This is a genomic window from Pseudomonas benzopyrenica (assembly GCF_036884265.1).
Lineage (GTDB): Bacteria > Pseudomonadota > Gammaproteobacteria > Pseudomonadales > Pseudomonadaceae > Chryseomonas > Chryseomonas benzopyrenica.
The window spans coordinates 2,090,098-2,102,500 of sequence record NZ_CP145723.1 but is presented as its reverse complement, the minus strand read 5'-3'; the positions used below and the strand labels follow the sequence as shown (position 1 = coordinate 2,102,500).

General features: G+C 66.7%; 12 protein-coding genes (1 of these 12 cut by a window edge). 8 read left to right on the top strand and 4 right to left on the bottom strand.

Going from position 1 to position 12,403, the window contains the following annotated elements; translation table 11 throughout:
* Window positions 1-75: the final stretch of a UvrD-helicase domain-containing protein gene (locus V6W80_RS09820; RefSeq protein ID WP_338546815.1), read on the top strand. The gene continues 1,866 nt to the left of window position 1, outside the view; 75 of the gene's 1,941 nt are visible here — the last part of the coding sequence; the start codon falls outside the window, past its left edge; it ends in the stop codon at window positions 73-75.
* Window positions 76-162: 87 nt separating this feature from the next.
* On the opposite strand, the gene V6W80_RS09815 is transcribed toward V6W80_RS09820, so the two are convergent.
* The 4 genes from V6W80_RS09815 to V6W80_RS09800 all read right to left on the bottom strand — a co-directional run bounded on the left by V6W80_RS09815 (window position 163) and on the right by V6W80_RS09800 (window position 4,707).
* Window positions 163-1,338, bottom strand: a complete 1,176-nt coding sequence (locus tag V6W80_RS09815; protein WP_338546814.1) for an L-rhamnonate dehydratase — start codon at window positions 1,336-1,338, stop codon at window positions 163-165.
* Window positions 1,339-1,431: 93 nt separating this feature from the next.
* The gene (locus tag V6W80_RS09810; protein WP_173148123.1) at window positions 1,432-2,445 is read right to left on the bottom strand and encodes a 4-hydroxythreonine-4-phosphate dehydrogenase PdxA; all 1,014 of its coding nucleotides are present in this window, start codon (window positions 2,443-2,445) and stop codon (window positions 1,432-1,434) included.
* On the bottom strand, window positions 2,442-3,392 hold the full coding sequence (locus tag V6W80_RS09805; protein WP_338546812.1) for an amidohydrolase family protein: 951 nt from the start codon (window positions 3,390-3,392) through the stop codon (window positions 2,442-2,444). Before V6W80_RS09805 ends, V6W80_RS09810 begins: the two co-directional genes overlap by 4 nt.
* A complete protein-coding gene (locus V6W80_RS09800; RefSeq protein ID WP_338546811.1) occupies window positions 3,385-4,707 on the bottom strand; it encodes an MFS transporter in 1,323 nt (440 codons plus the stop codon). The genes V6W80_RS09805 and V6W80_RS09800 overlap by 8 nt, the downstream gene beginning before the upstream one ends.
* 291 nt (window positions 4,708-4,998) lie before the next feature.
* On the opposite strand from V6W80_RS09800, the gene V6W80_RS09795 reads away from it, so the two are divergent.
* The 7 genes from V6W80_RS09795 to folE2 all read left to right on the top strand — a co-directional run bounded on the left by V6W80_RS09795 (window position 4,999) and on the right by folE2 (window position 12,320).
* Entirely contained in the window at window positions 4,999-5,997 is a 999-nt protein-coding gene (locus V6W80_RS09795) for a tripartite tricarboxylate transporter substrate binding protein (protein ID WP_257706169.1), read from the top strand.
* A gap of 28 nt (window positions 5,998-6,025) precedes the next feature.
* A complete protein-coding gene (locus V6W80_RS09790; RefSeq protein ID WP_338546810.1) occupies window positions 6,026-6,544 on the top strand; it encodes a tripartite tricarboxylate transporter TctB family protein in 519 nt (172 codons plus the stop codon).
* Window positions 6,541-8,061, top strand: a complete 1,521-nt coding sequence (locus V6W80_RS09785; RefSeq protein WP_160923207.1) for a tripartite tricarboxylate transporter permease — start codon at window positions 6,541-6,543, stop codon at window positions 8,059-8,061. The genes V6W80_RS09790 and V6W80_RS09785 overlap by 4 nt, the downstream gene beginning before the upstream one ends.
* Window positions 8,062-8,153: 92 nt before the next feature.
* A complete protein-coding gene (locus V6W80_RS09780; protein ID WP_338546809.1) occupies window positions 8,154-9,107 on the top strand; it encodes a LysR family transcriptional regulator in 954 nt (317 codons plus the stop codon).
* A gap of 128 nt (window positions 9,108-9,235) precedes the next feature.
* The gene (locus tag V6W80_RS09775) at window positions 9,236-9,970 is read left to right on the top strand and encodes an SDR family NAD(P)-dependent oxidoreductase (protein WP_160923205.1); all 735 of its coding nucleotides are present in this window, start codon (window positions 9,236-9,238) and stop codon (window positions 9,968-9,970) included.
* A 200-nt stretch (window positions 9,971-10,170) separates the two neighbouring features.
* Window positions 10,171-11,406: a zinc metallochaperone GTPase ZigA gene (gene zigA, locus V6W80_RS09770; RefSeq protein WP_338547397.1), complete on the top strand. Its 1,236-nt coding sequence runs from the start codon at window positions 10,171-10,173 to the stop codon at window positions 11,404-11,406.
* 14 nt (window positions 11,407-11,420) lie between these two features.
* Entirely contained in the window at window positions 11,421-12,320 is a 900-nt protein-coding gene (gene folE2 / locus V6W80_RS09765; protein ID WP_017641779.1) for a GTP cyclohydrolase FolE2, read from the top strand.
* The last annotated feature ends 83 nt before the right edge of the window (window positions 12,321-12,403 follow it).

The window sequence follows — 12,403 nt, the reverse complement described above, 5'->3', positions numbered from 1 at the left end:
GTGACCCGCGGGGTCAGCCGAGTACTGTGGTACACCCGGCAGCCACGGGGGGCAGCGGCGATCCTGGCGGGGTGAGTCGAACAACGCGCCGACTCGCGCCATTCAGCGTCGCGGCATTGAAATGGCCACCGCCCTCCCCGCGGGCGGCAGCCAATGGGCGCCCTATTCGATCACGTCGAAATCCTTGAGGTGCTCTTCGGACAACTCCAGACCCAGGCCGGGCTTGTCATCATCCAGCTGCAGGTAGCCACCGACCGGCTGGGGTTCGCCCTTGAAGACGTAATAGAAGAGTTCGTTGCCCACTTCCACGTCGAAGACGGGGAAGAACTCGGCCATGGGCGAGGCGGTGCTGGCCATGGTCAGGTGGTAGTTGTGCATCTGGCCGGCGTGGGGGATGACCGGGACGGACCAGGCTTCGGCCAGGGCGTTGATCTTGCGCGCGGCGGTGATGCCGCCGACGCGGTTGGTGTCGTACTGGATGACGTCCACCGCGCGGCGTTCGAGGAGGTCCTTGAAGCCGTAGGAGGTGAATTCGTGCTCGCCGCCGGAGATGGGCATGATGCCCATCTTCTTGAGTTCGACGTAGCCTTCGATGTCGTCGGCGATGACTGGCTCCTCCAGCCAGCGCGGTTCGAATTCGGCCAGTTTGGGCAGCATGCGTCGGGCGTATTCCAGGGTCCAGCCCATGTAGCACTCCAGCATGATATCGACGTCCGGGCCGGCCAGTTCGCGCAGGGCGCGCACCTGCTCGATGTTACGCCGCATGCCGGCGGGGCCGTCCTTGGGGCCATAGCCAAATCTCATCTTGAGGGCGTCGAAGCCCTGGCTGAGATAGCCCTGGGCTTCTTCCAGGAACAGGTCCAGGTTGTCGTTGGCGTAGAGCTTGGACGCGTAGCAGGGAATCTTTTCCTTGGTACGGCCGCCCAGCAGCTTGAATACCGGCTTGTTCACGGCCTTGCCCATCAGGTCCCAGAGCGCCAGGTCGACGGCGGAGATGGCGGCCATGCCGATGCCCTTGCGGCCCCAGGCATGGGTGCGGCGGTACATCTTCTGCCAGAGGTATTCATTGTCGAAGGGATCCTGGCCCAGGACGATGGGGGTCAGGTACAGGTCGATGATTTCCTTGGCCACCCGCGGCGCCAGGGCGCAGTTGCCCAGACCGACCAAACCGCTGTCGGTTTCGATCTCCACCACCAGCCAGCCGTGGAAGCGGAAGGAGCCCATGGCGTCGCCGCGTTCGTAGAGGATGTCAGTGGCGTTGGTGCAGAAGTGCGCCTGGGGCGGGACGACCTTGCCTTTCCATTCGAAGACGCGGGTACGGACACTGGTGATTTTCATGGTGAGTTTCCTTTTTCGAGCATGAGTCAGGCCTGCCGGCCCCTTGGGCCGGTTCGGCGGATTTGGTAAGCGCCTAGGGCGCCTCGGTAGCTATCAGTGGCGGGACGTGCCCAGGCGACAGGCGATCTCGAAGGCCTGGCGGGTGGCGCCGACGTTGGCGCGGCCCTGGCCGGCGATGTCGAAGGCAGTGCCATGGGCCGGCGTGGCGATGGGAATGGGCAGGCCGCCCTGGACCGTGACGCCACGGGAGAAGCCCATCAGCTTGATCGCGATCTGGCCTTGGTCGTGGTACATGGTGACCACGGCGTCGAAGGCGCGGGCGTCGCCCTGGACCTTGAGAAAGATGGTGTCAGCCGGATAGGGGCCGTCGGCGGCTATGCCCAGCGTCTTGGCCCGCTCCACGGCCGGACCGATGAGATCGAGCTCCTCGCGGCCGAAGCTGCCGTTGTCGCCATTGTGGGGATTGAGGCCGCAGACGCCGATGCGGGGCCGGGCCAGGCCGCTGCGCTTGAGTTCATTGTCGATCAGCTCGATGGCTTCGATCACCCGTTCCTGGCTGAGCAGGCCGGGGACGTCCTTGAGCGCGACATGGGAGGTCACCCGCGAGGTCCAGAGATCGTCCAGCACGTTGAATTCGCAGAACGGTCCCGTGTACCCCAGGTGCTCGGCGAACCAGTGCAACTCGTCGTTGTGCCCCAGGCCGGCGAGGTGCAGCGAGGTCTTGTTCAGCGGGCCGAAGAGGATGGCATCGGTGTGGCCGGCCTGGGTCAGGTCCAGGGCGACGGCCAGGGTGTCCAGGCTGTAGCGACCACCGACGACGCTGGCTTCGCTACGGGGGAATGCACCCTCGGCGGCCCCGCGATAGGGATACAGCAGGGGTATGTCGTCCTGGAAGTCGAGGGCATCCAGGCTGTCGATGCGGCGATAGGGGTATTCGCAACCGGCGATGCGCATGCCGGTGCGGGCTTCGTCCTCGTCGGCGATGAGCACCATCCGGGCACGACCGCGCACCTCGGCATCGGCCAGCAGGCGAGCGATGAGTTCGGGGCCGATACCGGCCGGATCGCCCAGCACCAGGGCCAGGCGGGGAAGCGTGGAATTGCTCATGCGGAAGTCCTCAGGTAGGGGTCCAGGCGGATGACGTCGGCCACCGGGCGATACAGACGCTGGGCGGTGTCATGGAAGAGTTGGCGTTGGGCCGTGATGGGCAGGTCGGCCACCAGGCGCTTGAAGCCGCCAAGGATGGTGGCGTAGCTGCCGCACAGGCGATCGACGGGAAAGTTGCTGGCGAACATGGCCCGCTCGGGACCGAAGACGGCGATGGCCTCGCGGACGATCCAGGCATTGTCCTCGGCGCGCCAGGGTTGGCCAGCGAGGCCCAGACCGGAGATCTTCAGCGCCACATTGGGCCATTCGGCCAGGCGGGCCAGGGCGGCGCGCCAGGCGGCCAGGCCTTCGGGACGGCGATCGGACGGCAGGCCGGTGTGGTTGAGGATCAACTGGATGGCCGGGAAGTCCCGCGCCAGGCGGCAGGCCTCGTCGAGATTCCACCAGGGCGTCTGCAGGTCGAAGTGCAGGCCGTGGCGCTGCAGTTCGGCGTAGCCCTGGCGCCAGTGGTCATCGCTCATCAGGGTGCGCTGGCTGCCGACCTCCTCCGGACTACCAGGACCGCCCGGTTTGTGTCTTACGCTACGCACCCGCGCGAAGGCGGCCTGGGCGGCGAGCAGCTCTGCAGCGTCTTCGGCATCCAGCCAGGCCTGGGCGACCATCGCGTTGGGTACGCCATGGCGGCGCGCCAGTTCGTGGACGTAGCGGGTCTCGCCCAGGGGATCGCGGGGATCCCACTCGGTCTCGACGTAGACGGTCTGGACCACGTCATGACCGGCCGCATCGGTGAAGTAGTGCTCGGGGAGGTAGTTGCCCTTGATGGCGCTGTAGTCGCCATAACGGAAGGGAATGGTTTCCGCGCCGGACAGCCAGGGGTGGAAGTTGCGCCGGGGCTCCCAGAGGTGGTGGTGAGCGTCGATGATGGGGCCGCTATAGCGCTCAGTCATGCTGCACCTCCCGCTGGTCCAGGACGATCAGCAGGGTGCCGAGGATGAACAGGCCGGAGCAGAGGGCGAAGAAGCCCAGTACCGCCGGATAGCCACCCAGGTGCTGCAGCAGCAGGCCGACCAGAATGGGCACGGCGATGCCGCCCAGGCTGCCGGCCAGGTTCATCACCCCGCCGATCAGACCCACCCGTGCCGGCGCCGCCAGCAGCGCCGGGAAACTCCAATAGATGCTGCCCCACATGAGGAAAAAGGCGGTGAGGGACAGCAGTGCCACGGCAGCGTAGGGATCGGTGAGGTGCGGCAGGAGCAGAAAGGCTACGAGGGCCACCAGGCCGGAGCAGGACAGCAGTCCCTTGGCGGCGAGGCCACGGCGCACGCCCTTGCGCACCAGCAGGTCGCAGAGAAAGCCACCGACCAGGGAGCCGGCCGCCCCGCAGAGAAAGATGAGGAAGGTAGCGGCGCCGATGCCCTTGATGTCGAAGCCACGGGCCTGGGCCAGGTAGCTGGGCCCCCAGGTCAGCAGGCCGAAGAAGACCATGGCCCAACTGGCGCGACCGATGAGGATGCCGGCCAGGGAGCGACGGGCGATGCCCAGGCCCCGGGCGCCTGCCTTGGCCGCCTGGGCCACCGAGGTGGTGCGGCCTTCGTTGATGCGTGCGAGTTCAGCGGCATTGACTCCGGGGTGGGTCGCCGGGTCGTCCCGGAGATAGCGCCAGGCGAGCCAGGCCATGGCCAGGGTGGCGATACCGGCGATGAAGAAAGCAGTGCGCCAGGAGCCGAAGACGGCGATCAGGTAGGCGATGAGCAGACCGCCCAGGGCCACGCCCAGGGGACCGCCGCAATCCATCAGCACCGCGCCCCGGCCACGTTCACTGGAGGCCAGCCAGAGCGAATTGAGCTTGCCACCGGCGGGGAACAGCGGTGCTTCGGCAGCGCCCAGGGCGACCCGGGCGAAGATCAGCGATAGGCCGCCGGTGGCGAAGGCGGCCAGGGTCTGGAATACGCCCCAAAGGCCGGTGGACCAGCCGATGACCCGGCGCGGGCCGTAGCGATCGATCAGCCAGCCACCGGGAATCTGCAGGAGGGCGTACGCCCAGAAGAAGCTGCTGAGAATCAGCCCCTGGATGGCCGGCGTCAGCTGGAATTCGCGGGCGATGGTAGGCATGGCGATGGACAGGGAGACGCGGTCCACCAGGTTGATGACGGTGAGGCCGAAGATGATGGCGAAGATGCGCCAACGCACGCGGGAGGCCTGCAGGGCCGTGGGTATGGCGGCGGCTTCGTCGAGGTGGTTGGCGCGGGACGTCGAGAGCATGGCGTGACCCCTGATTATTGTTATGGGCGTTCAGCAGCCGGCTGGCGAGGTCGACTATCGGCTGCCGGTTCGATAACCGTCTAATCAAATCTGCACATAGGTGTATAGCCTGAGGATATAGGTGCCTTTCAATGTTTCGCTGGAGAGCCCTTGGCGCCGAGGTCTCCGCAAGCTCACCCGCTACGACATAACCTCAGGCTATCGGTGCATGCCTTCTTTTGAGTGGTCAGGATCGCCGGGTGCTGCGCACACTCGGTCCACCCAAAACAACGACAAGAAAGAGGTAGTCCCATGCGCAGCACCTCCCTGCTCGCCGCCCTCCCCCTGTGTCTGGCCGCTGCGGCGGCTCCCCTGGCCCAGGCCGCCTGGCAGCCCGACGGCAAGGTGGAGATCGTGGTCGCCGGTGGCCCCGGTGGCGGCACCGACCAACTCGGCCGGCTGATCCAGTCGATCATCACCCAGCACAAGCTGCTCGATGCCAGCACCGTGGTGATGAACAAGGGAGGCGGTAATGGCGCCGAGGCTTTTCTGGAGATGAAGCTGGCCAAGGGCGAGGCGGACAAGCTGGTCATCGCCACCAACAACGTCTATCTGCTGCCCCTGACCGCCAAGCTCGGCTACCAGTTGAGCGATCTCACCCCGGTGGCGGCCATCGCCGAGGATGACTTCATCCTCTGGAGCTACGCCGACGCGCCATGGAAGGATGCCCGCGGCTACATCGACGCCATCAAGCAGGACCCGGCTGGCAAACGCATGGGTGGCAGCCAGTCGAAGGACGTCGACCAGACCCTGACCCTGCTGCTCAATCGCACCGAGGGCACCAAGCTCACCTACATCCCCTTCAAGAGCGGCAGCGAGGCGGCGACCCAGCTGGCTGGCAAGCACATCACCTCCAACGTCAACAATCCCAGCGAGAGCCTGAGCCAGTGGCGTGGTGGACAGGTAGTGCCGCTGTGCGTGTTCAGCCAGAGCCGCATGGCCTATACCGCCAAGGTCACCGAGACCCAGGCGTGGTCGGACGTACCCACCTGCAAGGAGCAGGGCCTGGGTATCGATCAATACCGCTTCCCGCGCACCGTGCTCTTGCCGGGCGGCGTCAGCGAGGAGCAGCGCGCCTTCTATGTGGAGCTCATGCGCAAGGTGAGTCAGACGCCCGAATTCAAGGCCTATATCGAGCGTAACGCCCTGGTGCCGACCTTCCTCGAAGGCCAGGCGCTGCAGGACTACATCGCCCAGGACACCGCCCGGGTCACCCCGGTGTTCGAGGCCGCGGGCTGGCTCAAGCGCTGATCGGCGCACCGACACAGGAGAGACGGCCATGGCCGGAGATTCCCTGATCACCACCCGCTGGGTGGAACTGGGCGTGGCGGCGTTCACCGCCGGCCTCGGTGGCATCGTGATGATGGGCAGTCTGGAGCAGGGTATCGGCTGGGGCGATGCCGGCCCCGAGCCGGGTTACTTCCCCTTCTACATCGGCCTGCTGCTTGCCCTGGCCAGCCTGGCGACGGCGCTGCAGACCCTGTGGCGCTGGCAGGCGCTGCGCACGGGCTTCGTCGAGCGCGCCGCCTTCGGCCAGGTGCTGCGAGTGTTCCTGCCGATGCTGGCCTTCGTCGTCGCCCTGCCCCTGCTGGGCCTCTACCTGACGGCCTTCCTGTTCATCGCCTGGTTCATGGCGCGGGATCGCCAGCGGCAAAGGCGCTACGGCGCCTCGCAGATCCTGGCCATCGCGGGCGGCGTGAGCCTGGCCAGCTATCTGATCTTCGCCCTCTGGTTCAAGGTGCCGCTGGATGCCGGTCCCTTGGCCGACCTCGCCCGCCTGCTGAGGAGCCTGTCATGAGCGAATTCGACTCCCTGATGCACGGGATGGGCCTGATCCTGTCCTTCCATCACATTGCCCTGATGGTGATCGGCGTGCTGCTCGGCATCCTGGTCGGGGTGCTGCCCGGCCTGGGCGCGCCCAATGGCGTCGCCCTGCTGCTGCCGCTGACCTTCACCATGAGCCCGACCTCAGCCATCATCCTGCTCTCCTGCATGTACTGGGGCGCGCTGTTCGGGGGTTCCATTACCTCCATCCTGTTCAATATCCCGGGCGAACCCTCGTCGGTGGCCACCACCTTCGACGGCTACCCCCTGGCGCGCCAGGGCCGCGCTGGCGAGGCCCTGACCGCAGCCTTCACCTCGGCGCTGCTGGGCGCCTTGGTCGGGGTGCTGCTGCTGACCTTCCTCTCCAGCCGCATCGCCGCCTTCGCCATGGAATTCAGCTCGCCGGAGTTCTTTGCCGTCTACCTGCTGGCCTTCTGCACCTTCATCGGCATGAGCAAGAATCCGCCGCTGAAGACGGTGGCGGCCATGATGATCGGCTTCGCCATGGCGGCGGTGGGCATGGATACCGTCTCCGGCAATCTGCGCCTGACCTTCGATCAACCGGCACTGCTCTCGGGCATCAGCTTCGAGGTGGCGGTGATCGGCCTGTTCGGCATCGGCGAGATCCTCTGCACCGTGGAGGAAGGCCTGGTCTTTCGCGGCGAGCAGGCGCGCATCACCCTGCGCACCGTGCTCGGCACCTGGAAACAGCTGCCGCGCTACTGGCTGACCTGGCTGCGCAGCGCCCTGGTCGGCTGCTGGATGGGCGTGACCCCGGGCGGCCCTACCGCCGCCTCCTTCATGAGCTATAGCCTGGCGCGGCGTTTCTCGAAGAATCGCGAGGGCTTCGGCAAGGGCGAGCTGGAGGGGGTGATCGCGCCGGAGACCGCCGACCACAGTGCTGGCACCAGCGCCCTGCTGCCCATGCTGACCCTGGGTATCCCCGGTTCGGCCACCGCCGCGGTGATGCTCGGCGGCCTGATGATCTGGGGCCTGCACCCGGGGCCGACCTTGTTCGCCGAACAGCACGACTTCGTCTGGAGCCTGATCGCCAGCATGTACCTGGGCAACGTGGTCAGCCTGATCGTGGTGCTGGCGACGGTGCCACTGTTCGCCGCCATCCTGCGCATTCCCTTCTGCATCATTGCGCCCATCATCTTTACCGTCTGCGTGATCGGCGCCTATTCGGTGCACAACAGTCTGTTCGACGTCTGGCTGATGCTCGGCTTCGGCGTCCTTGGCTATGCCTTCAAGAAGCTCGGCTATCCCATCGCCCCCTTGGTGCTGGCGGCGGTGCTGGGCGACAAGGCCGAAGACGCCTTTCGCCAGTCGATGCTGTTCTCCGACGGCCAACTGGGCATCTTCTGGTCCAATCCCCTGGTGGGCAGCCTGACCACCGCGGCGCTGCTGATGCTCTGCTGGCCGCTGCTGGCGCGCGGACTGCAGGCGCTGCGCCAATACGCGCCGCGAGCCAAGGTACGGCCCTCGTGAACGCCCCGGCCTGGCGGGGGCGCACCCCGCCGGCGCCAAGCCGCGGCTCCTGCGCTACCCTAGCCGGCTCCCCTGCCCCAAGGTCCGCCAGCATGACGCGCATTCCCGATGCCCACACCATCCACAGCCGTCTGCGCCTGCGCCAGTTGCGGCTGGTGCTGGCACTGGCGGAATTCGGCTCCCTGCGCCGCGCCGCCGACGACATCGGCATGACCCAGCCAGCCGCCACCAAGATGCTCCACGAGATCGAGAGCCTGCTGGGCGTGGGGCTGTTCGAGCGGCTGCCACGGGGCATGCGGGCCACGGCCTTCGGCGAGACGGTGATCTACTACGCGCGCATGGTCTTCGCCGAGCTGTCGGGCATGCGCGAGGAGCTGGTCGCGCTGGAATCGGGCAACCTCGGCCGGGTCGTGGTGGGTGCCATTCCGGCGCTGGCCTCGGGCCTGTTGACCCGCACCATCGCCACCCTCAAGCAGAGTCATCCGCGGCTGTCCATGTCGATCCAGGTGGATACCAGCGATGTGCTGGTCCAGGCGCTCTTGCAGGACCAGTTGGACGTGGTGCTGGGGCGCATTCCCACCGGCGCCCGCGCCGAGGAGTTGCTGTTCGACAGCCTGGGCGAAGAGGTGCTCTGCGTGATCGCCGGCGCCCAGAACCCCCTGGCCCAGGCCACGCACCTGACCTGGGGCGAGTTGCAGGAGCACACCTGGGTGCTGCAGCAGCACCCCAGCCCGATGCGCGCCATCATCAACCAGGCCTTTCACGACGCGCGGGTCGATATTCCCGGCAGCATCGTCGAGACCACCTCCATCATGACCCTGCTGGCACTGCTGCAGCAGACCGACATGCTCGGGGTGACCCCACTGTCGGTGGTCAACGACTACCCCGGTCGCCACCTCCTGGCGGTGCTGCCTATAGCCTTCGAACCCCGGCTGCCACCCTACGGGCTGATCCGCCGCCGGCATCGGGTGCAGTCGTCGGCCATGCAGACCTTCATGGCCACGGTGCGCAGCGAGCATGGCCGGTTGCGCCAGGACGACGCCTAAGCACCTTGGCCGCGGATTGCTGCTGGCTCCCAGCTTGGGCATAGTGAACCGGCCTGCCAGACGCCGGAGCCAACCACCATGCTCGCCTTGTCGCTTCTCGCCTACACTGCTTCCCACCGGGGCCGCCCATGACCCAGCGCACCATGCTGCTCACCGGCGCCAGTCGCGGGATCGGTCATGCCACCGTCAAGCTGTTCCGCAACCTGGGCTGGCGGCTGCTCACCGTTTCCCGCCAGCCGTTTTCCGAAGAGTGCGCCTGGCCGGAAGCCCGCGATGCGCACATCCAGGCCGATCTCGCCGACCTTTCCCAGATCGACCGCCTGGTCGCCACTGTCCGCGAGCGCCTGCCCAGTGGCAAGCTGCACGCCCTGGTGAACAACGCCGGCATCTCACCCAAGGGGCCCGATGGCAGCCGCCTCGGGGTATTGGCTTCCGATGCCGACACCTGGACCCAGGTGCTCAACGTCAACCTGGTGTCCACCGCCCTGCTCGCGCGCGCCCTGTTGCCGGAGCTGGAAGCGGCCCAGGGCAGCATCGTCAACGTCACCTCCATCGCGGGCTCCCGGGTGCATCCCTTCGCGGGCGTGGCCTATGCCGCCTCCAAGGCGGGCCTCGCCGCGCTGACCCGCGAACTGGCCCATGAATTCGGTCCCCGGGGCGTGCGCGCCAACGCCATCGCCCCCGGCGAGATCGCCACCTCCATCCTTTCGCCCGGTACCGACGGCCTGGTGGAAGCCGAAGTCCCACTCAAGCGCCTGGGCACGCCCGACGAAGTCGCCGAGACCATCTATTTCCTCTGCAGCGAACGCTCCTGCTACATCAACGGCGCCGAAATCCATATCAATGGCGGTCAGCACGTCTAGGCGGGGCCCGCCTCTGAAACCTGCCCGCACAGACTGGGAGCGGGCAGCCAGGCCACCACCATCAACGTTCCGGGGCGGCGCTTCAGCGCCAGGCAGAGGCAGCTTCTTAACGCGCCGCTAATGTTATGTTATAACGTTTATATGCATCTCGATGCCCATATCACAGGGATGCATCCGTCCTACGACTTCTTCTACCCGTGATGACCATGACGACCCAAGCCAGCCTTTCCAGCCAGAAACTCCCCGTCACCGTACTGTCCGGCTTTCTCGGCGCCGGCAAGACCACGCTGCTCAACCATATTCTCAATAACCGCGAAGGCCGCCGGGTGGCGGTCATCGTCAACGACATGTCCGAGGTCAACATCGACGCCGCCCTGGTCCGCGACGGCGGCGCCGAGCTGTCGCGAACCGAGGAAAAGCTGGTCGAGATGAGCAACGGCTGCATCTGCTGCACCCTGCGTGAAGACCTGCTGCTCGAGGTGGAGCGGCTCGCCCAGGACGGCCGCTTCGATCAGCTGGTCATCGAATCCACCGGTATCTCCGAGCCGCTCCCGGTGGCCGAGACCTTCACCTTCGCCGGTGAAGACGGTCGCTGCCTCGGTGACGTCGCCCAGCTCGACACCCTGGTCACCGTGGTGGACGCCTTCAACTTCCTGCGCGACTACGCCTCCAGCGACTCCCTAGAGTCCCGCGGCGAGTCTCTCGGCGAGGAAGACGAACGTACCGTGGTCGACCTGCTGATCGAGCAGATCGAATTCTGCGACGTCCTGGTGGTGAACAAGCTGGACCTGGTCGAACCGGCCGAACGCGATCGCCTGCTGGCCATCCTGCGCAGCCTCAATCCTCGCGCGCGGCTGGAATTGGCGAGCTTCGGCGCCGTCCCCCTGGAGCGGGTGCTGCAGACCGGTCTCTTCGACTTCGACGAAGCCGCCAAGGCGCCGGGCTGGCTGCAGGAGCTGCGCGGCGAGCACACCCCCGAGACCGAGGCGTACGGCATCGCAAGCTTCGTCTACCAGGCGCGTCGCCCTTTTCATCCCGAGCGCTTCTTCGCCCTGGTCGAGCAGGAATGGCCAGGCGTGGTCCGTTCCAAGGGCTACTTCTGGCTGGCCAGCCATCCCGCCCATGCCGGCACCTGGTCCCAGGCCGGCGCCGTCGCCCGCCATGGTGTCGCCGGGCGCTGGTGGGCCGCGGTACCGCCCGAGCAATGGCCGGACGATGAAGAAACCGTCGCCATCATCAAGGAGAAATGGCACAAGGGTGTCGGCGATGCCCGCCAGGAACTGGTCCTCATCGGCATGGATATGGACGAAGCCGCACTGCGTGCCCGCCTGGATGCCTGCCTGCTGACCGACACCGAACTCGCCGCTGGCCCCTCGGCCTGGATGCGCCTGCACAACCCCTTCAGCGACTGGCCCCCGGCCGCCGATCCCCACTGAGCCAAGCCCTGCCCATGAACGCCATCCTCCCCGACGTCTCCCTTAGCGAGACCGCCACCCTGCCCGCCGCCCTCGATTGGGTCGGCATGCAGGGCATCGACCTGCCCATCCGTCTCGGCGAAGGCGATCTCGACAGCTTCGTGCCTGCCAGGGCCGACGTTCAGGTCGATCTGCCCGCGGCCACCGCCAAGGGCATCCACATGTCCCGGCTCTACCGGTTACTGGACCGCCTGGGCGAGCCGCTCACGCCCGAACGCCTGCGCTCGCTGCTGGCTGACATGGTCACCAGCCACCGCAGCTGTGACTCCCGCGCCGCCCGGCTGCGCCTCGACTTCGCCCTGCTGGTTCGTCGCCCAGCCCTGGTGACCGCCGAGCTGAGCGGTTGGAAGCGCTATCCAGTGCGCCTGGAAGCCAGTTGGGTTGCCGGCGTCTTCCAGCTCAGCGCCCGCGTCCAAATTCCTTACTCATCCACCTGCCCCTGCTCCGCCTCCCTGGCCCGCCAACTGGTCGAACGGGCCTTTCTCGAAGAGCACGGGACCGCCGAGCACGTGGATCCGGTCACCGTCGCCAGCTGGCTACGCCGCCACGCCTCCCTGGCCACCCCGCACAGTCAGCGCAGCCTGGCACAGGTGCAGGTCAGCATTCCGGCAGGCGCCGTCGACCTCAACCTGCTGCCCTTGATCGACCAGTGCGAAAGGGCCCTGGGCACCCCGGTGCAAACCGCCGTCAAGCGCGCCGATGAACAGGCCTTCGCCGCCCTCAACGGCAGCAATCTGATGTTCGTCGAGGACGCCGCCCGCCGCCTGCTGGTGGCCCTGCGTGATAGCCACCAGGAAGTGCGCATCCACGTGCGCCATCTGGAGAGTCTGCACCCGCACGACGCCTCCGCCTGGGCCTCTAGCTCGCCCGCTTGACCAAGACGCTTCGGCAGCTCTCCTTTCCCAATGCCAGCTTTAGCGCTTTACTGCAAACGAAGCGGTCGCTTTGGGCGACCACT